Raw genomic sequence first — 24,757 nt, 5'->3', positions numbered from 1 at the left:
GTGGTGGTGTACTTGTCAAGTTCCGTTCACGCATCACTGTCGCTTCATGTGCAATCCTCACGGACACTTCGAAACCGGTGTGGCTTCAGCCTTGTCCGGTGAACATTGGCCAAGTAGAGGCGAACGACGCCAATCGATGGCAAAGGTCACTGCCACGGGTCACTGCCACGCCTCCGTTAACCTCGGAGTTACGTCCCAAGAGTTAGATCCCGAGATTGCACGTCGGCGATTTCGGCTGCGATCAGAGACAGTACCGCGGGGACAGAAGCTGCAACGGAGGGTGAAAGCCCGATGCCGTAGTCGGTGTCGTGCGCTTCGATCGTGTAGATCGCCACGCGGTGGGGTTCTCGGCCGAGCGCGGCGGCCAAGGCCAGCGCCTCCATGATGCCCAGTCCGTGTGAGCTGGTGAGTATTCCGGAGTTCTCTCTCGACCAATCCGTGATCCGACGAATTGTTCCGGCAGGTTGCGGCTGGCTGCCGGAAGACGGAGCACAGACTGAAGCGTCGACGATGATCACCAGATCCGACCTCGTCGATGTTTCGAGCAGCCTTGAAGGTTCACCGTTGTCGATGACCACGTTCACGCCGGCCTGGTGCTCGCTTTGTATCGTTCGCGCCACCACAGGTCCTACGCCGTCGTCTCGGCGGAATTCGTTGCCGGCCCCGACCACTGTGACAGTCATGCGCGGTTGATTGTCACGTCGAGGAAATGAGTGGCACACGAGATGCAGGGATCGTAGTTTCGGATGGTCCGCTCACACAGTCCAGTCAGTTCGGCGTCTGTCAGCCGGAGGTTCGCGGCGAGGGTGTTGCGGAGGTCGTTCTCGATTGCTGCCTGGTTCTGCGAGGTGGGCGGAATGATTGTGGCCCGCAGGATTAGGCCCTCGGAATCGAGTTGGTAGCGGTGGTACAGCACGCCTCTGGGGGCTTCACTGACGCCGTACCCGGTTGCGGCGCGGGGTGACATGTCGACGTACGGCGATTCCGGGCGGTAATACTCACGTATCAGGCGGAGTGCCTCGTCCACGGCGAACACTGTCTCGACGGCGCGGACCACAATGCTTTGAAACGGGTTGCGACACACTGTTCCCAAGCCGGCCTCGGTGGCCGCTTGACGAGCGGTCTCCGAGAGGTCGGCGGAGTGGAGGCTGTAGCGAGCCAGCGGTCCGGTGAGATAGGCCTGGCCGTCGAGGTGCGCGTGCAGCGCGGTCGAATGCGGAACTTGCCGTTCCGCGACGTGATCGCAGAATTCCTCCGGTGCGAACGATGATCCGGATGTGTTTGTCAACACGCCGTCTTCGATCGCGTAGCGGCCTGGCTGAGCCAGTGCGAGTAGTTCGGTATCCACCTCGGCATCTGGGATCTCGAAGTGTGATACCCACTGCACGGTCGCGAGAGCATCGTCGAGTGCCCTGTGTAATTGTTCGGCGAGGGGCGCGAGTTCACTGGACGTCGGCGCTCGGTAGAACCCGCCGAGGCGCACGTTGACCGGGTGAATCGATCGGCCACCGATCATGTCGAGAATCGCGTTGCCCGCCTTCTTCAGTGCGAGCCCACGTTCGACGTCGGGACGCGCGATTCGGGCAAGTTCGATGGCGTCTGCCGCGCCCAGGAAATCAGGGGCATGCAGCAAGTAGATATGCAATGTATGACTGGCGATCCACTCGCCGCAATACAGAAGTCGTCGCAGATCAAGAATCGGTTGGGTGAGGTGCGCACCGCATGCTTGCTCGATTGCGTTGCAGGCGCTGACTTGATAAGCGACAGGACAGATTCCGCAAATCCTGGATGTGATGTCGGGAGGCTCGCGGAAATCGCGGCCCCGGAGAAATGACTCGAAGAATCGAGGGGGTTCGTAGATGTTCAACTCTGCGGCTTCAACCCGGCCGTGTCGGACCGTGAACGCCAGCCGGCCTTCCCCTTCGACACGGGCGAGGGAACCGAGCGTCAGTCGGGTGGTATCCCTGTTCGTTTCACCGTCCATCTCGCCTGATCCCGTCGAACTCGGGGGAGGCAACGTTGAACGTCGAGAAGACGCGCTCGATACTCTCGTCGGTCATCCCACAGGTGCGCAACCACCCCGCCATTGCAATCATGTTCGGGTGGGTTGATGGACCGAAACATCCATAGCAACCCCTCGACTGTGCCGGACACAGCGCGCCGCAGCCTGAATGGGTCACTGGTCCCAGACACGGTGTGCCGTCGGCGACCATGACGCAGGTGAGGCCACGTCGTTTGCATTCGGCGCAGACACTGGTGTCCGGGATGTTCGGCTTCCGCCCGGCCAGATACGACGAGATCACCTCGAGGAGCTGCCGGCGATCGATGGGGCAGCCGCGTAGTTCGAAATCGACCGGGACATGGTCGGCGATCGGTGTGGACGTCGCGAGAGTGTCGATGTACTCGCCGCTCGCGTAGACCACGGACATGAACTCGGCGATGTCCGCAAAGTTCCGGAGAGCCTGTATCCCGCCAGAAGTCGCGCAGGCGCCGATCGTCACCAGATGCCGGGAATTCTCGCGGATGGCATGAATACGTTCGATGTCGGCAGCGGTGGTAATGGAGCCTTCGACCAGCGAGAGATCGTATGGACCGCTTTCCACCTCGCTCGACATCTCGAGGAAATGTGAGATGTGAACGGCGTCGGCCAAAGTGAGTAGTTCGTCCTCGCAATCGAGCAGAGTCAGTTGGCATCCGTCGCAGGATGCGAATTTCCAGACCGCCATGGTGGGTGAGGGCATCACAGCTCCTTCACTGCGAGAAGTGGCTCGGCCGCGCGGTAGTCGACTACCGGACCGTCACGACAGAGGAGGAGTTCGCCGAGTTGACAGTGCCCGCACACTCCGGTCCCGCACTGCATGTTCCGTTCCAGCGATACTCGAATATTCTCGCGCTCAACGCCTTGGCCGATCATGGTCCGAGCCGACATCCGCATCATCGGTTCGGGGCCGCACAGCAGTACCGTCGTGCGACCGGGCTCGAGAACGAGGCGGTTCAGGGACTGCGTGACAAATCCGACATGACCCTGCCAGTCAGGTTCTGCCACGTCCACGGACAGCTCGAGGTCGACCAGGTCTCCCCGGCTCCATGTGTCGAGATCTGGGCGGTACAGGAGATCGGATGGTCGGCGAGCACCCACGCTGAGGACAACTCGACGAAATCGACCGCAGGCCTGGGCCTCCAAGACTGCCGAACGTACTGCCGCCAAGCCGACGCCTCCCGCGACGACGATCAGATCGTCTTTGGCGGAATCCAGATCCCATCCCGTTCCGAAAGGTCCTCGGACACCTACGATGTCACCGATGGAGGCTTCGTGCAGCGCGCGGCTGACGGCACCGACAGCCCGAACAGTATGAACCACTGTGTGATCGGCGTGAGTCGGGTCCCCACTGATCGACAGCGGAATCTCGCCCACCCCCCGTGCGTAGACCATCATGAATTGACCGGGGCGGAACCCGGGGAACCACTGCGAGGGCGCCGCGAGGGTCAGGGTGGAGGTATCGCTGTTCTCGTCCCGGCGGGCAACAACCTTGCACGGCGTCGGGACGAGTTGATCACCGAACATGTTCGCGTGCATAGAGATCAAGCAGGCGTGCGCGTGTTGCCTGCAATCGGTGGAGGAGTGTGTCCGCCAGGATCGAGTAGATCGCCCGTCCGAGATCCGGATTGCTCCCGGCGACAGATTGCAACATGGTGGCGTCGACTTCGGCAGCTGTCACGGGAGTGACCGCGGTCGCTGTCCATTGCCACTGTCGAGGTGGGCGGAACCAGGACACGCCCAGAATCTCACCTACAGAAAGTGTTTCGACAGTTTCCTCGCCGCGTCCGGGAATTCTGGTGGTGAGCGTAATCCGGCCGGTCCGGAGAAGCCAACATTTGTCAGCGGAGTCACCTTCGCGGAACACCACGGTACCGGCCGCGAACTGAACCTCGCGTGAGAAGGCAGCGAGTTCATGACGTTGATCGTCGGCCAGACCTTCGATTTCTCTTGGACACTGCTCGCAGGCGTGATCGTTCATGAGTGACAACCGGTATCGCTGTCGGGTTCCACAGTCAAAGCGCCGGTCAGGCGGGCCGCTTCCGCCGTGATGTCGATTCCCACTGGACACCAGTCGATGCATCGGCCGCAACCAACGCAACCGGACGAACCGAATTGGTCGTGCCAGGTGCCCAACTTGTGAGAAATCCACTGTCGGTACCGGCTCTCACCACTGACACGTACTGCGCCACCGTGTAGTTGCGAGTAGTCCAGGTCGAAACATGACGACCAGTGCTGCCATCGCTCGACATTGTCGCCCGCAAGATCGGAGACGTCCTCGGTGGTAGTGCAGAAGCACGTCGGGCACACCATCGTGCAGTTCCCGCACGTCAAGCACCGTGACGCGACGTCCGCCCAGACATCGGCGTCCCGTGCGTCGCGGAGCATGCCGCGAAGATCGACGTCCGGCATTTGCCGACCCATATGATGTGCTGCATCGGCGACAGCGCCTGCGGCCTCGGTAGTTTCCTCGTCGGTCGCCTGCCTACCGCGGACCAGCGTGAGTATCCGTGATCCTTCCGTGGTGCCCACCCCGGTGACGAATCGGTGGCCGTCGTTGTCGATCCTTTCGGTCAGACACAGGTCGTAGCCGGTTTTGGCCTCCGGGCCGGTGTTCATCGACGCACAGAAGCACACCCCGCCGGGTTCCGTGCAGTTGGCTGCGATCACGAACAGACCCTCGAATAGATTTGTCGCCGCCTTTCCGCCGGCCGACAGCACTGTCTGGAGTATTCCGATCGCCGCGAGGTCGCACGCACGCACGCCGAGAAATGCGTATCGAGCAGGTTCGGTCGGCGGTGCGTGGAATGTACCGTCCGTGGATTGGCTCCAGAGTTGTTGCCGCGACGGGTGCAGGTACTGCTTCCACGATTGCGGGCCCGCGGAGTGACCGAAGACGGCAGAATCTGCTCTCCTCCGCAGTCGATACAGGCCAGGGGCGGTATCGACACCCCACCCCGTCGGCAATTGATCACCGGAGTCGAGAGTGTCGAGGACAATAGCGCTGTCGCGGACAGTCGGCCCGATGACGCGATAACCCTCGCTGATCAACACGGTGATCAACTCGTCAAGTCCGTCTCGGTCCATGACGAATTGTTCGCTGGTCAGGTCGGTGGGAGATCCTGAATCAGTCATGGATCCTCCTTGCGGGCGTCATCCGTATTCCTCCACGCTTCAGCTTCGCGCATGGGCTGCCAGCGCTGGTAGGGGCGAAGGACGGTATTCGATGACAAAAGGCTCTGCCCCCTGAAGGCAACGGCACGGTTCAATCGGAAAGTATCCCCAGCCGAATCAGGTGATGATCGATGGCCGCGACGGGCAGCGGAATCGGCACGACAACTCTCCGGTGCCTCGGAGCACCCGACGCGGTTGCTGTTCAACGGTTACATGAGCATCTTGACCAACATGATTCGTACATGCGGTGGTTCGGACCGCAGCCGAAGCAACTCACCACCTTTTCCGATCAACTGTGCGAGTGCAACGATCGGCGATGTGCTCTGGGTGCCTTCATCGGCGAAGAATTGGTGGGTGTCGGAAGCTATGTTGCGTTGGAGAGGGTTTCGCCGCCCACGGTGGAGTTCGCCCTCGTGGTTGCGCAAGGCGACCGGCTGCATGGAATCGGGACTTCGATCTTGAAGCGGCTGGAGGATGAAGCTTACCTGCACGGGGCACGACGCATGGTGGCCGAAATTTTGGGGGCGAACGCACCGATGCTTCAGGTCATTCGTGACCGGGGCTGGGCGCATTCGCTTCGTCGTGATGGATCAACGCTGCATCTGAAGGTAAAACTACATGGAGCAGAGTGACTCTCGCGTCGTAACGGTGACGATGAACCCGGCACTCGACATAGCGACCAGCGCGCGTGCCGTCCACACGACAGACAAGGTGCGTTGTGTGGCACCTCGTCGTGATCCCGGCGGCGGCGGATTGAACGTCGCGCGAGTGCTCCGGGTCCTCGGCGGCGACGTGATGGCAGTGTTTCCCTCGGGAGGTCATTGTGGCCTGGCGGTCGAGGACCTTCTGATCGGTGAACAAGTGCGGCATTGGGCCGAGCCCGTCTCAGGGTCGACTCGCGAGAGTTTTACCGTGGACGATGAGTCGACAGGTGAGCAGTATCGTTTTGTGTTGCCTGGACCGATTCTCACCGTTGCAGAGGTGGAATCGTGTCTCGCTCGAGTGCGTGAATTCGCCGTCGATTCCGGATATGTTGTCGTGAGCGGCAGTTTGCCACCGGGGGTGGGTGCTGATTTTGTTCAGCGGTTGGTCGATTACCTCGAGGGAACCGGGGCGCGGCTGGTTGTCGACACCTCTGGCGCTGCATTGCGCGCATTGAAGAGTGGTGTCTTTCTTGTCAAGCCGAGTATCCGCGAGCTTCGTGAATGGGTCGACCACCCACTCGAGACTCGGGTGGAGCAAGTCGACGCAGCGAGAACTATTGTTGCGCAGAAGGTTGCGGAGGTGGTGGTCGTTTCGCTTGGAGCCGCTGGAGCCTTGCTGGTGACTGCCGACATGTGTGAGTGTGTGCCGTCGGTGGACGTCGTATCGATCAGTGGTGTGGGCGCGGGGGACAGCATGGTTGCGGGCATGGTGTATTCGCTCATCCATCAGCGTTCGCTGATGGATGCGGTTCGGTTCGGTGTTGCAGCCGGGGCCGCGATGTTGAAGACCCCAGGGACGGCACCGTGTTCACCAGCCGACGTGGAGGTCTTCTATGAACGGATTCGTGCAGGAGCAGATCGGGGAGTGATCCGACCCGACTAGGTTCCGATACTCAGTCAAGCCAGCGACTCGGATTTCGGCGTCAACCCGAACGAGCTCGGGCGAGGAGGATGCGTCGTTCAGCGACCGCGATTGCATGGCGAGCGGTGTCAACTGCGTCGGGGGTCACGGAAACCGACGTGATGCCTTGCCTCACGAGGTGTTCGGCCAGAGCAGGATTGGTTGACACTGCCTGTCCGCACAGTGAGGTCGTCATGCCCGCGAGGGTGGCACGCTCGATGATGGTGTCGATGGTTTCGAGAACGGCAGGATCCATGGTGTCGAAGAGTTCTTGGCAAATCTCCGAATCCCGGTCGACTCCCAGCACCAGTTGAGTGAGATCGTTGGTGCCGATCGACACTCCGTCGATGCCCATTGCCGCGTACCTGGGAATCCAATAGGCAACCGAGGGTATCTCAGCCATCACCCATCGAAGCATCCGGTGATCCGCCCCGAGAGGGTGGGCATCCAATTGTGCCAAACAGCGCGCGAGCTCCCATTCGGTCCGAACGAACGGAATCATCAAATGCACGTTCGGATAGTTCTTTCGCGTTTCGGCGATGACATCGAGATCGAGCGCGAACAATTCCGGTTCCCGCACGTAGCGAAAACAGCCCCGGTAGCCGATCATGGGATTGTCTTCGTGGGGTTCGATGTCACCACCTTCAAGATGTGCAAACTCGTTGGTGCGGAGGTCTATTGCGCGATAGATGACCGGTCGGGCTCCGAAAGCGGCGGCAATACGTGACAGGGCAGAAGACATTTTGGCCACGTACTCTCCGTGGAGACCTCGGGCGATCATCGTGTGGGGATGCAGCCCTTCAAGAGCGTCCATGATCAGGAATTCAGCTCGCAAGAGCCCTACTCCGTCGACGTCTGTGTCGGCTGTCCGTTCTGCAGCTTCAGGAGTCGCCAGGTTCACGTAGACGGATGTCGCGGTTGTCGGACGGGGTGTCGACATTGTCCTCGGCATGGTGGTGGTCGCATTTTTCGAGGAGTCGGCGGTTGCGGAATCTGCAGCAATGACCGTTCCTGCAGTTCCGTCGACTGTGATCAAAGTCCCGTCTGCAAGATCCTTTGTTGCCGTGCGTGTTCCAACGACAACCGGTCGGCCGAGTTCGCGGCCCACGATAGCTGCGTGGCAGGTAATGCCGCCGCCGTCGGTGACGATGGCTGCGGCTCGTCGGAGAACCGGTAACCAATCCGGTCGCGTCATCGGGGCCACCAGTATTTCGCCGTCGACCAAATCACGACCGTCGGCCACCGAACGCAGGACTCGGACGCGTCCGGTAGCAGTTCCCGGCCCGGCGCCCAATCCCTGGGCGAGGACACGTGCTTTTTCGCCGGCGTCGTGTTGGGCTTCGGCCAGTGCTTCCGGTTGCTCGGAAAGGGTGGTGATCGGGCGTGTCTGGACCAGCCACAGTTGTCCTCCGCTGTAGGCGAATTCGAGGTCTTGTGGTCGCCGGTAGTGTTCTTCCACGGCTGCGGCCAATGCTGCGAGCTGGTGGATCTGGTCGTCGGTAAGGATCTGGTGTTCGCGTTGTGAGAGAGGTATTTCCGACGCCTTTTCAGTCCCTTCGGACAGCGAGATCGCGAATGCCTGTGAACCGATATGTACATCGATGATGTCGAAGTCAGGTTTCGACACTACGTAAGTGTCTGGTTCCACCTGTCCACCCACTACGACTTCCCCCAAGCCAGTGGCAGCTTCGATGACCATGCGGTCCCGCGCACCGGTGCGCGGGTCGGCAGTGAATACGACTCCCGATTGGTCCGAGTCGACCATCAGTTGGACGACGACTGCCAGCGACGGCTCGTCCGCAACGCCTTGGAGGTTGCGGTACGACAATGCTCGATCCGACCATAACGATGCCCAACACTGCCGTACGGCATCGATCAAGCCTTCGTCACCGGCGACATTTGTGAAACTTTCGTGAATGCCTGCGTACGAGGTATCGGACGCGTCTTCTGCGGGAGCGGACGAACGGACCGCTACTCGCGTACCTGAAGGCCCCAGCGCGCGATAGGCGTCGATGATCTGCTCTTGCAGTGCTTTGGGCACGAGTGATGCTGTGACTGCCTCCTCGGCGCTGCGGGTAGACGGTAGTTCCCCTGATTTCAGGTCGTCTCTCAACCCGGAAGCTTCCATGGCGTCGAGATAGCCGCAGGTGGTGATTACGAACCCCGGCGGAACCGGAAAGTTCGATCGCCTCAGTTCGCCGAGATTCGCGGCTTTGCCGCCGACGGTCGGTGCGTCTTCGGGTCCGACGGCGTCGATCGGTACTACCCACCGACGTCTGGCATCTATGGAACTCGCTTTCATGAGCTCTCCTGTCCGAGTGCTATGCGCGTGGGTTAGCGAGCGACAGTGTTCAGCAAACCCTTTCCCGCATCAGGTCTACAGAGGCGGAAGTCACTCCGCTCGGGGCCGATTTCCAGTGCGCAGGATGCCGAAGACACTTCCGGTTCACGGTCGATGTTTGTCACGCTGGGGACATCGGTTCGTCGCATTCCTGCGTTCGCGAGATCGGACGTCCAGCGGGATAATCAGAGGAGAATTGTCATGCGTGCACGAGACATCATGAGTAGCCCTGTGACGACAATCGATCAGGCCCGAAGTGTAGGTGACTGTCTACGAGAGATTGCGCGGTCAGGTTTTTCGGCACTCCCAGTAGTCGACGAGCAGAAGCGACTGGTCGGGATCGTGTCCGAAGGTGATCTTCTCAGAAGTGGGTTCGAACGACTGTCACAGGAACACCCGACCGAGTCGACCGAACAATCCGTCGCTGACGTGATGACGCAACCCGTGGTGGCAATGACCGAAGATGTCGTGGTCAACGACATCGCATCCGAGGTGCTGCGTTCTGGGCTGCGCGCGGTTCCGATCGTTCGTGAGAGGGACGTAATCGGAGTGGTGACCCGCCAGGATTTGATCGGACTGCTGGCCCTGGACCCCGATCGGATCGCTGACGAAGTGCGCCATCGACTTGACGTCTATGGCGGGCCCGACCGATGGGCAGTGGGTTATGTCGACGGAATACTGACAGTCAGTGGGATTTCCGACGATGATCCCGAGCGAGGTGTCGTGACTGCACTTGCTTCGACCGTTCCAGGCGTTGACGAGGTTCGATTGAGGCCTTGAGAATCGCCAATCCTTGAAGGATTATGCCGACGAGTGAATCGAGTGGCCATGAGCGGCGCAAACGCGCGATCGATGACGCAGACCGACCTGATGTCTTGGCGGATGGAGGCCGATCCGGTCCTCCGCTCGACAATCGTCTCGATCATCGTGCTGGACAGGCTCCCGGATCACGAACGATTGACCGCCGCGATGAACCACGCCATCGACGTAGTTCCGATCTTCAGGTGCAAAGCGGTTGCGCGACAGTTTCCGTGGAGTCCACCACTTTGGGTGGATGACGCGGACTTCGACCTGAGTTGGCACCTTCGAAGGTCTTCCGTGCCACCACCAGGTGGGTGGAAAGGCGTCCTGGATTTTGCCCGCATGAGCGGGATGGCAGCCTTCGACAAAGATCGTCCGTTATGGGAGCTCACCGTGCTCGATGGGCTAGGCGACGGTGCAACAGCGCTGGTAGTCAAAGTTCATCATTCCTTGACCGACGGGGTCGGGGGTATGCAACTGACACGCGAGATTACCGATGACACGCGGGCTGGCGGATCAAGTCAGGACGGCCACGAATTCAGGCCACCTGTTGTTCGTTCCACACCAGGAGACTCACGTGCGGCGATGGCCGAAGCGGTGGCCCGAAGTGCCGCGCACGCAGTGCGCCATCCCGCAGCTACGATGCACGACGTCGTGCGAATCTTCGGATCGACGGCGCGTATGACGCGACCGACGACCCGAACGATGTCGCCAGTGATGACTGCTCGGAGTACGCGCCGTGGTTTCGGTGTGATCGAATTTCCGGTGGCGGCACTGACCGCTGCAGCGGCGGGCACACAATGCTCGGTAAACGACGCGTTCTTGGCTGCACTTCTACTGGGCATGGCCGGCTACCACAGAGGCCACGGTGACGTACCGAATCAACTGATGGTGACATTGCCGATCAGTCTGCGTGACAGTCGTGATCCGCTGGGAGGCAACCGAATCACGCTTGCAAGGTTTGCTCTTCCGGTCGATATTGCAGATCCGGAGAAATTGATCCGTCGTGTTCACATCATCGTAGAAAGTTGGCGGAACGAGCCGGCGATTCCGTTATCTCCTCACTTGGCCAGAATGCTGAACTTGCTGCCGGTCGCGGTCACAGGCGACATGCTCAAGCACATGGATTTTGTTGCATCCAACGTCGTTGGTTCTTCGACACCGTTGTACCTCGCCGGTGCGCGGATAATTCGCCAATTCGCATTCAGTCCTACCCTCGGATCGGCTTTCAACGCGACTTTGATGTCTTACGCCTCGCACGTGTGTGTCGGGATCAACGTCGACGTGAGAGCAGTTCCGGACCAACCCGCATTGATGACAGCCGTCTCCGAAGGGTTTAGAGCCGTGCTGGCACTTGGGTCTCGGCACACAGACGCCACGGTGACAACGTCGTACTGACAGCTTGGGCGTGTGTAATGGTTCGAGATCGAGCATCGGCTCGGGCAGTTGAACGTGCCGGTAACTTGACAGAGGTGGCGCCGACGTCGCCAGGTGCGGTGCCGACTACACCTCCGACTGTCATTCCGAAAGTCACTCCAGCAGCGATTCCGGTGAGGGAGGGGCAATTGTGGAACCGATCGAGCCATAGGCGATGTGACTCACTCCCACCGGATTCGGCCGACACCCCCAGCGGTAACCGGTTCAACGCGCTGCGCATTTCCGCGGTGTACAGTCGCATCGACGCGAACACCGAATGCGCCGCGGCGCAATGCCCAGCAAAAGACGAATGCGTAACCGATGAAGGGCTTCTCGAACGGAGAGGACGCGCCCACGCGCACGATGAGGTCTCGGATAGTCCGACTGTTCTCTACCTGTCCATTGACGCTTTGTGTGGCGCTTCGATCTGTAGGCCCCAGAGTCCCAGTCCCATGATTCACGTTGGAAGTGTTCCGCGCTGCATTCGCCATGCAAACACGAAAGTGCCGTTGAGACTTGGCGATGCCAGAGTTGCTCTTTCACGTTGCGTGATCAGGCCAGTGCCTACGTTTCGTCGAGGCAGCAAAGCGTACGTCGATCAGGTAGGCGTTGCTGCCGCGAAGACGCTCGGTGCGAGCGCCCCCAGCGTTCGTCGACGTAAGGCTGGATTCGAATGGCCCAACCCAAGGGCAGAACCACGGGAGCGCACTCGCACTGACTTAGGCCGACACAGCGGCCAGGACACTGAACACCAGACCCGAACATGCAAGTGCGGCCCCGAAGGCAACTGAGCCGGCGAGTGGAAGTCAATCTGCGGCGAATGATGCTGACCTGCCTCAGGTTGGCGCTGAAGATCGCCGTACATAGCATCCATCCGGACCGAACCCGGCGACTCGACTCCGTAGCCCGCTACCTGCAAGATCTGGGTTTCGACAACCTCGAAGCGAACGGCGCAGCCCAGACTCATCCCCCGGTGGGTGGTATGTCGACCGGTCATTGACGTCATCAGCTCACCTGACCCGACTCCGTGCGATTGCATCGATGATGTTCCGCGTTCGAGCCACTGGTGCTCTGTGCGAGTGCGCGTCGAATCAGATGGTGGCAGGCTTGTCGACATCGAAAGATTTCGTATCAACACTAATCCCCGAAACGGGATGCCGTCTCGAATCAGCGACCTCGTGCAACCGTCGGCCGGACGGGGCACCGGCTCGTTTCCGCGAGTGCTGCGCGTCAATGTCGAGCACCCCGTGGACCTTTGATTCCAGGAGATGCGGTCAGACGTCGGTACAGGTGGGATCGGTTAGCGGCTCGTCTTCGCCCGTCGAGTCATCTGTCGAGCTCTCCTGGCGTGTGACCCGCAGTACCCGCAGAGACGCCGCTAGGCCGAGGGCGAGGAATGCGATCGCTGCGACCATCGCCCATTGAGTGGCTGAGGCGAAGGCCTCGGACAACTGATGGATGACCTCGTCGGGGCCGTGACTCGCGCGTAGGCCGGCGATCGCGCCGCCCGCGGATTCTCGGGTGGCGTCGGTGAAGTTCTCCGCGGGACCCTGGATACTGCCGAGGTAGTGGGCCAGTCCGATCGACAGGACCGCGCCGACGACTGCGGAGCCGAGCGCCGAGCCGATCTGTCGAACGGTGCTCTGCGTGGCGGAGCCCTGCCCGGACAGGTCTACCGGTATATCGGACAACACGGTGCTGGTAAGTTGCGCGGACGCCAGGCCGAGGCCGACACCGTAGATCACGAGCACTGCACCGACCGTGACAGGGGAGACGTCCGCGCTGATGACGAGTACGAGTGCCAACACGCCGATGATCTCGAGGACGACGCCGACAACGACTGTGCCGGCTGCACCGATCGCAGCCGCCAGGTGACGGGCCATGGTGCCGGAGAGAAAGGCGCCGGCTGCCATCGTTGCCAGTACGAAGCCGGCGCCGAGGGTGCTCAGGCCGATGGCATTGATCAGGAACAGCGGCAGCGCGAAGATCAAGCCGAACTCGCCGACCGCGATCATCATCGCGGCGATGTTCCCCCAGCTGAAGGTGGGGGTGTAGAACATGTGCAGATCTAGAAGTGCGGACCGATTGACTCTGGCACGGTGGCGTTCCCAGAACACGAACAGCGTCAACACTACGGCAGCCAGGAGTAGCAGGATCGGCACGATCGAGAGGGGCATGTCCGCAGACCACGTCATACCGAAGAGGCTCAAGTCTTTGAGTGGCTTCCACCAGCCGAGGGTGCTGCCCTCGATGATCGCGAAGACGAGTGCACCGAAGCCGATCGCACTGAGCAATAGCCCATCCACGTCGAAGCCGGGGCGGGAGTCGCCGGAGCGGGTCTCGGGGATCACAACCAGCGCTGCGACTATCAATACAAGGCCGATGGGGATGTTGACGTAGAAGATCCACTGCCAGCTGAACGAGCTGGTAAGCCAGCCGCCGAGCAGCGGGCCGAGTGCGGCGGCGCCGGCCATGACCGCCCCCCAGACACCGAATGCGGCGGCCCGATCCTTTCCGCGGAAGGTCGCGTTGACTGTCGAAAGTGTGGACGGGAGGATGCACGCGCCACCAACGCCCTGCAGTGCACGCGCGGAGATGAGCATCTCGGCGCTCCCGGACTTGGCCGCCCAGAGGCTGCCGGCGAGGAACAGAGCGATGCCGACGAGGAAAATATTGCGCCGGCCCAGGCGATCGCCGAGGTTGCCAGTGGTCAGCAATAGCGCGGCGAACACGATCGCGTAGAGCGAGTTCACCCACTGTGCGTCAGTAATGTTCAGGTGCAGGTCGTCGATGATTGTCGGGAGGGCGACGGCCACAATAGTGCCGTCCATGACGATCATCGCCAGGCCCAGCGCGAGTACGACGAGGCTCCACCACTTGGATATGCGTGGGGCAGGAGAGAGCGCTGAGGCCGATGCGTTTTCCGTCACGGGGTCACACTACGGTTCACCGTGGACGGAGCGCATCAATCGAAAGTTGTACAGTGCTCCAGCAGTCGAGGTTGACGTCGGACAGAATTCGGCGCCAGCATTCCATAATCCACCTGTGCGCGGCGATCGCGCAGTGGTTGCATGGTTCGACGAATTGGGAACTGGGGTTCGCGTGGACGGATTGGGTGGGACCGATCAGTGGCGACACGGATGTTGGCGTGCGATTGCACGGTCCTCGGATCTTGTTGGACGAGAATGGTGTTCGGCTCGAGTGCGGTAGGGAAGTGAGAACGGCGACGGTTCCGCAGCGGCGGGCGTTGGCGGTGCATGATGGTGGGTGTGCGTTTCCGGGGTGTGAAGGCCGTCGGAATAATGCCCCGGGGCATACGCTGGCATTTTCGTGTACCGGAGAGTTCAAGGCAGCGACCAGAACTGAGTAGTCACCAGATAGAAGACGACCACCCAGAACACGGTCACCGCAGCGACGATCGCCGCCCCTTGCGCGTTGGTTTTTGCGACAGGAATCCCCGGAGGTGGACGCAGCCAACGGTGCAGGAGCCGATTCACGTAGTACGGCATCGTGAAGAAACTCATGATGAAGCTCGACAACAGGTTGCCGATCAACAATCCGAGCCAGAGTGGCAGCTTCAGCGGTGACAGCGCCAAAGTTAGCAAGACGACAGTCGGGTAGAGACCGACCCAGACCGCGATCGAGGTTTTTGTCTCCGAAGGTGGAGGGGCCTCGTTTCCGTTCTCGTCGAAGGCAAACCAACTGCCGAACGAATTGTCCACGGTTCGCAGTTCGAAGTCGTGGAACTTGCGACCCTCGGCGAGAAGCTGTTGTCGCTCAGGGGAAGTCAGCCACGTGTCGAGATGGGCAGCATTGTCGAAGCGATACAGCAGGGTCCACTCATCCTGCACACCGTCGACTGGGCGAAACAGTTCGGTGCCGCGGAATCCGTCGAAAGCACTCTCCACCTCCCGAAGGCGATCCTGCCAGGCAAGGAACTCGTCGATACTGTCGTCACCTACTCGGTGCGTCACTACGACAGTCAGCAGTGGGTCCGGAGGTCTGATCCCGCCGCTCACTACCTGCTGCGTGGCCGGGCCGTCGAAGAACTGACGACCGCTGTCGAGGTAGTCTTGCCTCGTCGCGCTGTTGATCCACGCTTGAACATGAGCGATGGAGTCGAATCGGTACACGATCACCCAATCAGGTTGGGTGGGCGTCGGAGCCGCGATTTCTGCCCCGAGGAAGCCTGCATAATCTGCGGCCGCCCGGTTGAGGTCTTTCTGCCAGACCTCGAATTCTTTCTCCAGTCCGGCACGCACTCGCTGGCCGATGATGACCGTAGCGGCGCTGTCCGCCGACGTGTTCGCGGTCATCGGTTCAGGCCTGAGTAGATGCGTTCCGGTGTGAGCGGTAGTGACCGGAATCGTGACCCGGTGGCATCCTGCAGTGCGTTCGCCAAAGCAGGGGCAACCGGATTGATGCAGCACTCCGCCATGCCCTTGGAGCGGAGCGGGCCGACGGAGTCTGATGACTCGACGAGGATCACCTCGGTGCGTGGGACATCTGCATAGGTCGGGATCCGGTAGTTACGTAGATTCGGGTTCATCATCGCGCCGTTTGCGTCTACGTGGAAGTTCTCGGTGAGTGCGAAGCCGATGCCCTGGGCGACGCCACCTTCGATCTGTCCCCGCACCTGCGCCGGATTGATGATCACCCCAGCGTCGGTGGCTTGGACACTGTAGAGGATGCGGATCTCGCCGGTGATGCGATGGACGGCGATCCGGAAGCCATGAGTGTTGGACACCACGCTGCGCGGCGACCCGTACGCTTTCCGTGCTTCGGTGAATCGGATCCCGCGCGGGCGTGCAGCCTCGAGTAACTCTTGCAGTGTTAATCGAGTACTACCGCAGACGATCTTGTCGTCGTCCATCGAGCACAGGTCAATCGAGACGCCGGTGTGATGTGCGGCGAAGGCCAGTAGTCGATCGCGGAGCGCATTCGACGCGCGAAGTACCGCGTTCCCAGCGACAAACAGGCCGGCGCTGGCGAAAGCGCCTGTGTCGAAACCGGTTCGGTCGGTGTCCGACTGAATGATTCGTACACGTGACGGTGTTGTGCCCAGCTGATTCGCGGCGATCTGCACGTGGGCCGTAGAAGTTCCCTCACCGAATTCGACTGTGCCGATGGCAAGTTCGTATACACAGTCTTCGCCGAGGGTGAGCCAAGCCTCGGAAATGTGCTCGGTGGGTGGCGCGGTCTCATGTAGTGAACTGGCGGTACCGGTGCCGATCAGCCAATCGTCTCCGAGCGAGGGAACCGGTTGGCGCTTCAACGCGGCGTCGATCAGATCGATGCATTGCCCCAGTCCGTCTTCGGTGAAGATCACGTCGTCCGGGCCGTCTTCGAGTGCGACGAGCGAATCGCCCGGTCGGACGATATTGCGTCGACGCAGTTCGAGCGGATCCATGTTCAGCGCGATGGCCAATTCGGTCATGGCCGATTCCACGGCAAAGGCCGGTTGAGTCATCCCGTACCCACGCAAAGCGCCGCTCGGGACGTTATTGGTGTACACGGAATACGCATCGAACTTCTTGTTCGCACAGCGATAGAGCGAGACTGCCGCGCCGCCGGCAAAGAGTGTCTCTCCGCCGTGGTTTCCGTATGCACCGGTGTTCGAGACGTTGCGATAGTGGAAGGCGGTGAGTGTCCCGTCCGACTTTGCTCCGAGCTTGATTGTGAGTTTCATCGGATGACGCGGCGACGCGGTGGTGAACTCTTCTTCTCGGGTGAATTCGAGGCAGACGGGACGACCGGTGTCCAGGGTGGCGAGCGCCACCAGATCTTCGCTGATCACTTCCTGTTTTCCTCCGAACCCGCCGCCCACGCGTTTGCAGAACACGCGCAGCTGATCCGGGCGGAGGTCGAAGAGATGGGCGAGTTTGACCTTGGCGATGGAGGGGGACTGCGAACTTGTGCGAACGTGAAGGCGTCCGTCTTCCATCCATGAAATCGAACCGTGCGTCTCGAGATGTGCGTGCTGCACTCGCGGCGAGAAGTAGGTGCCTTCGTGGATGACGTCGGCCTCGGCGAACCCGGCCTCGACGTCGCCCACATGACCGTGAAGTTCGAGCAGGATGTTGTGCTCGGGATCTCGAACAAAGGGATCGTCGGATCCGTGCAGGGCTGGAGCGCCGTCGGCCACGGCCTCTTCCGGATCGAACACGGAAGGCAGGATCTCGTAATCGACCTTCACCTTCCGACGGCCTTCTTCCGCAGCGACGACGGAGTCGGCGAGGACGGCCACCACACGCTGACCCACGAACCGCACGACGTTGTCGAGGATGTACGTGTCGTCCGGATCAACAAGGTGGTCGGTATGAATTGCCGTGGTAAAGAGCTTGCGCGGCACGTCTTTCCAGGTGTATACGCGATGGACACCGGGGACGGCGAGCGCCTCGGTGGTGTCGATGGAGGTGATGCGTGCATGCGCGTGGGGCGAGTGCAGCACTTTCAGGTGCAGCATGCCGTCGATCGCGGTGTCCATAGTGTATTCGGCTCGGCCGGTCACGACGTCGGTGGCCGCCGGCGCCCCGACGCTGGTCCCGACCGCCTGTCCGGGGAGGGCAACTTCGACAGAGCCGACACCGTTGACCGCGTCTTCGATGGATCGGTAACCGGTGCAGCGGCACAGGTTTCCCTTGAGCGCTCGCGGCAAGTCTTCTTTCTGCGCGTCGGTGAGCGCCGCGGAGGTCATGATCATTCCGGCGGTGCAGAACCCACACTGAAAGCCGGGTGCATCCCGGAACTGTTGCTGAATCGGATGGAGATCTTCGGGCGTACCGAGTCCCTCGATCGTGGTCACCGCGCGACCGTCGGCGCGAAAGGCGGGCGTGATGCAGCTGTGTATCGGCGCTCCGTCGAGCCACACTGTGCACGCCCCGCAGTCCCCGCCGTCGCAACCCTTCTTCACCCCGTGGTGTCCGAGGTGTCGAAGAAACGTCCGGAGGCACTGTCCTGGGAACGGTTCCTCGTCGAACTTCCGGTCGTTCACCGTGTAGCTCATGACTGGCTCCCCGTGAGTTCGATTCGGAGCTCGTCGGCGTAGTGACGGGCGAGGTGCAGGCGGTGGTCGGGGGTTCCGTTGGGATCGTCGAACCAACTGTCGGCCGAAATGGAGTCGACCGCTCGTCGCAGAGAGTGCTCGTCCGGCATCGCGTCGAACGTCAGCCGGATCGGATGCGTAGTGCCGGCGGTGATGGTGAGGTGAAAGTCGTCGACTCCCGGAGTCTGTGTCGCGATCATGAAGATCGTCGAACGGCCGAGGTGCGTGAGACTGAAGCGGCGCTGGGCGTGGCGTTTGGTGAGCGCGTGCACCGGGAACTCGATGCTCCGAAGAACTTCGCCCGGCTCCAGGACATTCTGGTGGTCACCGGTCACGAAGTCGCACGCGTCGACGGTCCTCACTGTTCCGGCGGTGGCCCACAGCGTGAAAGTAGCCTCGAGTGCAACTGCCAGGGTGATCATCGGTCCGGCGGGAAGCGACATACAGATGTTGCCGCCTACGGTGGCCGAATTCCACACCTTGAAAGACGAGAGGAAGTACTCGCAGCTGACGCGAATAAGCGGACTCGCACGCCAATTGTCCGGCGGGACAAACGCATACAGTTCGGCAACGGTGCACGTAGCTCCGACACTGAAATGAGTCGCGCCGACCTCCAGTGGTGTCCAACCGAGCGCGGTGAGGTCGACCAGTCGACGCGTGTCGGGTTGTTCCGCTGAGAACAGCCACGTTCCTCCCGCGAGCCAGGCGTCGCCGGGACGCCACACGTCCCCTGGGCGATCCGGTGGTCGGCGTATCACGTCGGTAATGGTGGTGATGTCCATGCGCCTGCTCCCCTCGGGGGATGTGTCGTCTCGGAGTGGGACATTACCGAGGTGACGGGACACATTCACACTTTTAGTGCATATCGGGCACGTGAAACATGAGCGATACGTACGTGACATCACCTGGTGGTCCGTGCATGTGCTTGCCGATTCTGGGTACGACTGCTTGAGAGGCGCGATCAGCCTCTTGCTTTCGCGCTGTTGATTCGGACGCGGCTACGCACTCGGCGGCCGCGGAGATCATGCGGGGCGGGGCGCTGTGAAACCTCTCGAGGTAAGACGGACCGACCCTTTCGATGAGACCCTCTTTCCGCTCTCGGCCGCCCAACGGGCAACCTGGTTCGCTCAGCAATTCGATCCCGAAGTCCCGATTCTGATAGCGCACTACGTGGAGTTGCGCGGCGAACTCGACGTCGAATTACTGGATCGCGAAACGCGGGCAGTTGCTTACGAGTTTCAATCTCCCATGCTCAAAGTGATCGAGGTCGATGGTCAGCCGATGCAGTACGTGGACGAGAAGGCCGAAATCTCGGTCGGTTTGGTCGACTTCCGCTGGACCGAGGATCCCTTCGAGGCTGCGCTCGAGTGGATGCGTCGAGATTGCCGGACGCAGCTCGACCTGGCAGTCGACGGAATCGTCGCGACCGCTGTGCTGCGCGTGGGTGACGCGCACTATCTGTGGTACAGCCGTATCCATCATGTCGCGCTCGACGGTTTCGGTGCCATGACCATGATGAACCGCATTGCGCATCGGTACTCGGCCTCGGCGGCGAGAAAAGATCTGCAGCCGAGTCGTGCCGCGACACTGCGCACGCTGTACGACATCGACGAGCGGTACAGACAGTCGGATCGATTCGCTGCCGACCGTGAGTACTGGGCAGGGCGCAATACAGTCGGTGCCGGATCCAGCTTGGCGGAGGCTTCTGGGCCCGCACACATCGAGAGCCGACTCGAAAGCACACTGATGTCGGACCGGAGCTGTGCCCTTCTCCACGAATCCGAGAACCACGCTGCAACGGTCATCGCTGCGCTCGCGTTGTACCTCTCGCGAATGACGGCGAAAGAGACTGTCCAGATTCATGTTCCGATGTCCGGACGGACTACGGCGGTGTTGCGGGACTCGGGCGGCATGATGGTGAACGTCGCGCCGCTGCTCATCAGCATCGCAGCCGTCGACACCGTCGGTGAACTCTTCGCCCAGGTCCAGCATGAGCTCATGGGTGCATTGCGGCACCAGCGCTGCAGCCTCGACGACATCCGTCGGGACGCAGGCGTGACGAGCGGTCTGGAAGGCGAAGACTCATATGCCGGACCCATGGTCAACGTCATGCTGTTTCGCCAGGAGGTGCAGTTGGGCGAGGTCGTTGGGGAGTATCACATCGTCACCTCCGGGCCGGTGGAAGACCTTCTGGTCAACGTGTATCCGAGCGGCGACAGGCTGCGTGTCGACTTCCGGGCAAACCCGATCCGATACGAGGAGGCGGGTTTACGCGAGCACCACCGGAATTTTGTCGGCTTGTTGGAAGAGTTGATCGCGTCTGATTCCGGTGCCGAGCTCGCAGACATTCACGGCCCGACGGCCCGGGAGGGCGAGCGACGACAACGCGAAGTGCGGCACCTCGAATATTGGAGACATGAGCTCACCGGGGCGCCCGAACTGTTGCAACTTCCCTTCGATCGACCCAGGCCTGCAACGCAATCGCTGGACAGTGCACAGGTTGAGGTCGTGATCGCCGCCGACACCCACGCGCGGATTACAGAAATGGCGAGTGATCTCGGGACGGACACACGCGCGGTCCTACATACGGGCTTCGCGCTTGTGGTGAGCCGATTGTCCGGGGCTTCGGACGTGGTAATCGGTACGCCGACGGGATCCGACGCGAACATCGTTGCCATCCGGAGTCGCATCGATCTGGAGACGCCGTTCACGGCGCTCTTGGGCAGTGTCGTCGAGGTCCGAAGTACTGCACTGCCGCACAGTGGGATACGGCTCGAGCAGGTGGCGGAGTCGCTCGAGGTGGAGGATGTACCTGCGTATGCGCCGGTTGTACAGGTGACGTTCGAGTCCGTCGCCAGCGCTGACGAGCACCCTCCCGACCTCGGCCGCTTCGATCTCGGAGTGTCTGCAGTCGAACTGTTCGACGAGGTGGGTACGCCGTCCGGAATCACGGTGACGCTCGCGTTTGCCACCGACCTGTTCGACGCCGAGACGGTACGTGGTCTCGGTTTGCGGTTCGCGCGCGTCCTGGAATCCGTCACCACAGATCCGGCAACGATGGTCGGCGACATCGACATCTTGTCCGACGACGAGCGATCCGCGATGCAGCCTGTCCGCAGTGACCCTCGCGCTTCGCACCGCACCCTGGCCGAACTGTTCGACGGTGCGGCGCGCACACACCCCGACGGCGTGGCCCTGTCGTATCTCGATGGCGAGTTGACGTATCGAGAACTCGACGAGCGTTCGTCGAAGTTGGCCCGAGTCTTGATCGACCGCGGCATCGGTCCGGAAAACAGTGTGGCGCTGGGTTTGACGCGTTCGATCGAATCGGTTGTCGCGATGTTGGCGGTGACCAAAGCCGGCGCGGCATTCGTGCCGGTGGATCCGACCTATCCGGGTGAACGTGTTCGCTTCATGCTGAACGATTCCGGCGCCGTACTGGGGCTCACGGTCGTTTCCGAACTTCATCGTTTGCCGGATTCGATTTCCTGGATAGCAATCGACGACGCTGAGTTCCGTGGCCGACTTGCACAGCTGTCCGTGCGCTCCATCTCCGATGTCGATCGGGTGCACCCGATCCGGCCCGACAATCCCGCATACGTGATCTACACTTCGGGTTCCACCGGACTCCCCAAGGGGGTGACGGTTTCGCATCGTGGACTGGAAGCGCTTGCTGCCGAACAGCGTTCGCGGTTCGGTGCGACCCAGGATGCGCGAACATTGCACTTCTCGACCCCGAGTTTCGACGCCTCGATTTTCGAATACCTGCTGGCTTTCGGGGCCGGAGCGACCATGGTGATTGCACCGAGCACGATCTACGGCGGTGACGAGCTGTCTCGCTTCCTCGAATCCCAGCGTGTCACGCATGGTTTTGTCACTACTGCGGCGCTCGGAACAGTTTCGCCCGAGGGCCTTTCGGACTTCGGCGACGTGGTGGTCGGTGGTGAGGCCTGTCCGCCGGATCTTGTGCAGCGGTGGGCTCCCGGCCGACGGCTGTGCAATGCCTACGGGCCGACCGAGACCACCGTCATGTCGAACATCGGCGAGCCGATGGTGTCGTCGGAGAACATCACAGTGGGCGGTCCGCTCCGCGGTTTCGAGGAGATCGTGCTCGATCAGCGATTGCACCCCGTCCCCGACGGTGTTGTGGGCGAGCTGTACATCTCGGGAGACGCGCTCGCACGTGGATATCACCGGAAGTATGCGTTGACCGCAGGACGATTCGTGGCCGACCCGTTCGGTCTCCCGGGCCGGCGGATGTATCGAACGGGGGACTTGGTGCGGCGGCGCCGTGGCCGTGCACTCGAGTACGTCGGTCGCAGCGATTTCCAGGTGAAAGTTCGCGGATTCCGTATCGAGCTCGGGGAAATCGACAGCGTCGTGCAGTCGTGTCCGCAGGTCGAGAATGCAGTTACCGTGGCGCGTGCGGCTCCCTCCGGTACAACGATGATTACCACGTACGTCGTGCCTGCCGGCGGAAGTGCGCTCTCGACGGCCGATCTGACGCAGTACGCCGCGAGCCGTGTGCCCTCGTACATGGTTCCTGCGGCCTTTGTTCTTCTCGACGAGTTGCCGGTAACTCCATCGGGAAAGGTCGATCGCGCTGCCTTACCGGCACCTCGGTTCGATGCTCGGTCGGACAACTTTCGACCGCCCGAGGGCGCCGAAGAACTACTGCTGGCCGAGATTTTTGCCGACGTTCTAGGTGCTGAGGCGGTGGGTGCGGGTGACGACTTCTTCGAGCTGGGTGGGAACTCATTGATCGCCACAAAGCTGATCGCACGAGTCAATGCCGCTGAAGCAATCGATTTCGGGGTGCGGACTTTGTTCGAAGCACCGACGATCGAATCACTGGCTCTCCACGTGCGTGACGCGAAGTCCTCCGGCGTTGATCCCTCGCGTTCGAAGCGTCCAATCCTGCAGGCACATTCGTACAGGGACAAGATTCCGGTGTCTCTGGCGCAACAACGCCTGTGGTTTGTCAATCAGTTCGACACGTCGTCCCCGGCCTACAACATCCCGATGGTGGTCCGACTGTCAGGGGCGTTGGATGTGGCTGCGCTGAAACTCGCGATGGGAGATGTTGTCGATCGACATGAATCGCTTCGCACCGTCTACCCGGCGTCGGTCGACGGTCCACATCAGGTCGTGGTTCCTTCGGAACGTGTGACGTCGAAGATGGCGTGGGAAGTATCGGTTGACGAGGAAGCCTTGGACGGGCGCGTCGCCGATCTCGCTCGCGAGGGGTTCGACGTGAGCGCGAACGCGCCCGTGCGCGGCTCCCTTTTTCGAATCACTCGGGACGTTCATGTCCTCGCGTTGGTGGTTCACCATATTTCGGCGGATGGAGCATCACTCGAGCCGCTGGCCCGCGACCTGACCCGCGCCTACGCGGCGCGGGCTGCCGGTCGGGCACCGGACTGGCCGCCTTTGCCTGTGCAGTACGCCGACTACAGCCAATGGCAGATCGAACTGCTCGGCAGTGACGCCGATCCGGACACGCTCCAGGCGAAGCAGTTGGACCAATGGACGTCCACCCTGTCCGGTCTACCTGACGTGATCGACCTTCCGCTGGATCGACCGAGGCCGGCGGAACGATCCATGCGCGGTGAATCGGTCCGATTCTCGGTGCCCGCAGACGTGCACAGTGACCTCCTCGAACTCGCTCGGAATCACAACGTGACACCGTTCATGGTGATGCACGCAGTGCTGGCCGTTCTGTTGGCACGGCTGAGCGCCTCGCCGGACATAGCGATCGGCACTCCGGTGGGAGGGCGCGCCGAGCAAGTCCTCGACGATCTGGTCGGGATGTTCGTCAACACGGTCGTCCTGCGAACCGCCGTTGATACCGCCGCGACTTTCGAGGAAATCCTTTCACGAACTCGCGAAGTTGATCTGGCAGCGTTCGGGCAAACCGAGGTGCCGTTCGAGCGAGTCGTCGATGCAGTTGCTCCGGAGCGTTCACCATCTCATTCACCGCTCTTCCAGGTTCTGTTGGAATTTCAGAACACCGCAGATCCTCACCTCGAACTACCAGGACTCGGTGTCGATGTTGTTTCAGTCGGCATCGGTGTCGCCAAATTCGACTTGCAATTGTCGCTCTCCGAAAAGCGTGGCAAGGACGGAATCCCGGTGGGTTTCGACGCCGCCTTCACCTATGCCTCCGATATCTTCGAGCGCACCACAGTCACCGAGTTCGGGGAGCGCTTCGTCCGCCTACTGCGGTCCGTCGTATCGGATCCAACTGCTCCAGTGGGTGATACGGAGATTCTGGGTGCGCCCGAGCGTGGGTTGGTGGTGGGTGGTTGGGATGGTGTGGGGGTTGCGGTGGGGGGTT

General features: G+C 61.3%; 17 protein-coding genes and 1 pseudogene. 7 read left to right on the top strand and 11 right to left on the bottom strand.

Features of this window, described 5'->3' with window-relative positions; translation table 11 throughout:
* Positions 1-188 precede the first annotated feature (188 nt).
* From QM596_RS18985 to QM596_RS18960, 6 genes are read right to left on the bottom strand one after another with little or no spacing between them, the layout of a single operon-like run.
* Complete coding sequence (locus QM596_RS18985) at positions 189-683, bottom strand: hydrogenase maturation protease (RefSeq protein WP_019748708.1); 495 nt, start codon at positions 681-683, stop codon at positions 189-191.
* Positions 680-1,984, bottom strand: coding sequence for a Ni/Fe hydrogenase subunit alpha (locus tag QM596_RS18980; protein ID WP_283309665.1), 1,305 nt, complete (start codon positions 1,982-1,984; stop codon positions 680-682). Before QM596_RS18980 ends, QM596_RS18985 begins: the two co-directional genes overlap by 4 nt.
* A complete protein-coding gene (locus QM596_RS18975) occupies positions 1,974-2,741 on the bottom strand; it encodes an NADH-quinone oxidoreductase subunit B family protein (RefSeq protein ID WP_029538209.1) in 768 nt (255 codons plus the stop codon). The genes QM596_RS18980 and QM596_RS18975 overlap by 11 nt, the downstream gene beginning before the upstream one ends.
* Complete coding sequence (locus QM596_RS18970; protein WP_020907962.1) at positions 2,741-3,565, bottom strand: FAD/NAD(P)-binding protein; 825 nt, start codon at positions 3,563-3,565, stop codon at positions 2,741-2,743. The genes QM596_RS18975 and QM596_RS18970 overlap by 1 nt, the downstream gene beginning before the upstream one ends.
* Positions 3,555-4,019: a Crp/Fnr family transcriptional regulator gene (locus QM596_RS18965; RefSeq protein ID WP_019748704.1), complete on the bottom strand. Its 465-nt coding sequence runs from the start codon at positions 4,017-4,019 to the stop codon at positions 3,555-3,557. The genes QM596_RS18970 and QM596_RS18965 overlap by 11 nt, the downstream gene beginning before the upstream one ends.
* Positions 4,016-5,173, bottom strand: a complete 1,158-nt coding sequence (locus QM596_RS18960) for a 4Fe-4S dicluster domain-containing protein (protein ID WP_019748703.1) — start codon at positions 5,171-5,173, stop codon at positions 4,016-4,018. The genes QM596_RS18965 and QM596_RS18960 overlap by 4 nt, the downstream gene beginning before the upstream one ends.
* Positions 5,174-5,343: 170 nt before the next feature.
* Here QM596_RS18960 and QM596_RS18955 point away from each other — a divergent pair, with 170 nt between their 5' ends.
* Together QM596_RS18955 and QM596_RS18950 are read left to right on the top strand one after the other, a co-directional pair.
* Complete coding sequence (locus QM596_RS18955) at positions 5,344-5,844, top strand: GNAT family N-acetyltransferase (protein WP_019748702.1); 501 nt, start codon at positions 5,344-5,346, stop codon at positions 5,842-5,844.
* A complete protein-coding gene (locus QM596_RS18950; RefSeq protein ID WP_019748701.1) occupies positions 5,831-6,799 on the top strand; it encodes a 1-phosphofructokinase family hexose kinase in 969 nt (322 codons plus the stop codon). Before QM596_RS18955 ends, QM596_RS18950 begins: the two co-directional genes overlap by 14 nt.
* A gap of 40 nt (positions 6,800-6,839) precedes the next feature.
* On the opposite strand, the gene ppsA is transcribed toward QM596_RS18950, so the two are convergent.
* Entirely contained in the window at positions 6,840-9,119 is a 2,280-nt protein-coding gene (gene ppsA / locus QM596_RS18945) for a phosphoenolpyruvate synthase (protein WP_019748700.1), read from the bottom strand.
* A gap of 240 nt (positions 9,120-9,359) precedes the next feature.
* Here ppsA and QM596_RS18940 point away from each other — a divergent pair, with 240 nt between their 5' ends.
* From QM596_RS18940 to QM596_RS18930, 3 genes are all read left to right on the top strand, one after another.
* Positions 9,360-9,938 carry a CBS domain-containing protein gene (locus QM596_RS18940; protein ID WP_283309664.1) on the top strand — a complete coding sequence of 193 codons (579 nt, stop codon included), beginning with the start codon at positions 9,360-9,362 and terminating at the stop codon, positions 9,936-9,938.
* Positions 9,939-9,986: 48 nt separating this feature from the next.
* Positions 9,987-11,357: a wax ester/triacylglycerol synthase domain-containing protein gene (locus QM596_RS18935; protein WP_283309663.1), complete on the top strand. Its 1,371-nt coding sequence runs from the start codon at positions 9,987-9,989 to the stop codon at positions 11,355-11,357.
* Between the two features lie 838 nt (positions 11,358-12,195).
* The gene (locus QM596_RS18930; RefSeq protein WP_139047419.1) at positions 12,196-12,375 is read left to right on the top strand and encodes a hypothetical protein; all 180 of its coding nucleotides are present in this window, start codon (positions 12,196-12,198) and stop codon (positions 12,373-12,375) included.
* A 274-nt stretch (positions 12,376-12,649) separates the two neighbouring features.
* On the opposite strand, the gene QM596_RS18925 is transcribed toward QM596_RS18930, so the two are convergent.
* Positions 12,650-14,305 carry an MFS transporter gene (locus QM596_RS18925; protein WP_019748695.1) on the bottom strand — a complete coding sequence of 552 codons (1,656 nt, stop codon included), beginning with the start codon at positions 14,303-14,305 and terminating at the stop codon, positions 12,650-12,652.
* A 158-nt stretch (positions 14,306-14,463) separates the two neighbouring features.
* Here QM596_RS18925 and QM596_RS18920 point away from each other — a divergent pair.
* Positions 14,464-14,661 (top strand): annotated as a pseudogene (locus QM596_RS18920) (HNH endonuclease signature motif containing protein); the annotation flags it as partial.
* A 58-nt stretch (positions 14,662-14,719) separates the two neighbouring features.
* On the opposite strand, the gene QM596_RS18915 reads toward QM596_RS18920, so the two are convergent.
* Genes QM596_RS18915 through QM596_RS18905 form a run of 3 tightly spaced genes read right to left on the bottom strand, consistent with a single transcriptional unit; the run spans position 14,720 to position 19,202 of the window.
* On the bottom strand, positions 14,720-15,691 hold the full coding sequence (locus QM596_RS18915) for an antibiotic biosynthesis monooxygenase (protein ID WP_283309662.1): 972 nt from the start codon (positions 15,689-15,691) through the stop codon (positions 14,720-14,722).
* On the bottom strand, positions 15,688-18,381 hold the full coding sequence (locus QM596_RS18910; protein WP_283309661.1) for a molybdopterin-dependent oxidoreductase: 2,694 nt from the start codon (positions 18,379-18,381) through the stop codon (positions 15,688-15,690). Before QM596_RS18910 ends, QM596_RS18915 begins: the two co-directional genes overlap by 4 nt.
* Positions 18,378-19,202: an FAD binding domain-containing protein gene (locus QM596_RS18905; protein WP_283309660.1), complete on the bottom strand. Its 825-nt coding sequence runs from the start codon at positions 19,200-19,202 to the stop codon at positions 18,378-18,380. The genes QM596_RS18910 and QM596_RS18905 overlap by 4 nt, the downstream gene beginning before the upstream one ends.
* Positions 19,203-19,461: 259 nt before the next feature.
* On the opposite strand from QM596_RS18905, the gene QM596_RS18900 reads away from it, so the two are divergent.
* Positions 19,462-24,757: non-ribosomal peptide synthetase (locus QM596_RS18900; RefSeq protein ID WP_283309659.1), on the top strand; the 5,296-nt coding region annotated here is incomplete at its 3' end.

This window comes from Rhodococcus sp. IEGM 1406, from assembly GCF_030056745.1.
GTDB classification, from domain to species: Bacteria; Actinomycetota; Actinomycetes; order Mycobacteriales; family Mycobacteriaceae; genus Rhodococcus_F; species Rhodococcus_F erythropolis.
The sequence above is the reverse complement of the archived record's forward strand: the minus strand, read 5'-3'. Positions and strand labels throughout refer to the sequence as shown.

Bases quoted from the DNA above. Each gene is read 5' to 3' on its own strand.
- QM596_RS18985 (WP_019748708.1), bottom strand. From the start codon at position 683: ATGACTGTCACAGTGGTCGGGGCCGGCAACGAATTCCGCCGAGACGAC.
- QM596_RS18980 (WP_283309665.1), bottom strand. From the start codon at position 1,984: ATGGACGGTGAAACGAACAGGGATACCACCCGACTGACGCTCGGTTCC.
- QM596_RS18975 (WP_029538209.1), bottom strand. From the start codon at position 2,741: ATGCCCTCACCCACCATGGCGGTCTGGAAATTCGCATCCTGCGACGGA.
- QM596_RS18970 (WP_020907962.1), bottom strand. From the start codon at position 3,565: ATGTTCGGTGATCAACTCGTCCCGACGCCGTGCAAGGTTGTTGCCCGC.
- QM596_RS18965 (WP_019748704.1), bottom strand. From the start codon at position 4,019: ATGAACGATCACGCCTGCGAGCAGTGTCCAAGAGAAATCGAAGGTCTG.
- QM596_RS18960 (WP_019748703.1), bottom strand. From the start codon at position 5,173: ATGACTGATTCAGGATCTCCCACCGACCTGACCAGCGAACAATTCGTC.
- QM596_RS18955 (WP_019748702.1), top strand. From the start codon at position 5,344: ATGGCCGCGACGGGCAGCGGAATCGGCACGACAACTCTCCGGTGCCTC.
- QM596_RS18950 (WP_019748701.1), top strand. From the start codon at position 5,831: ATGGAGCAGAGTGACTCTCGCGTCGTAACGGTGACGATGAACCCGGCA.
- ppsA (WP_019748700.1), bottom strand. From the start codon at position 9,119: ATGAAAGCGAGTTCCATAGATGCCAGACGTCGGTGGGTAGTACCGATC.
- QM596_RS18940 (WP_283309664.1), top strand. From the start codon at position 9,360: ATGCGTGCACGAGACATCATGAGTAGCCCTGTGACGACAATCGATCAG.
- QM596_RS18935 (WP_283309663.1), top strand. From the start codon at position 9,987: ATGAGCGGCGCAAACGCGCGATCGATGACGCAGACCGACCTGATGTCT.
- QM596_RS18930 (WP_139047419.1), top strand. From the start codon at position 12,196: ATGATGCTGACCTGCCTCAGGTTGGCGCTGAAGATCGCCGTACATAGC.
- QM596_RS18915 (WP_283309662.1), bottom strand. From the start codon at position 15,691: ATGACCGCGAACACGTCGGCGGACAGCGCCGCTACGGTCATCATCGGC.
- QM596_RS18910 (WP_283309661.1), bottom strand. From the start codon at position 18,381: ATGAGCTACACGGTGAACGACCGGAAGTTCGACGAGGAACCGTTCCCA.
- QM596_RS18905 (WP_283309660.1), bottom strand. From the start codon at position 19,202: ATGGACATCACCACCATTACCGACGTGATACGCCGACCACCGGATCGC.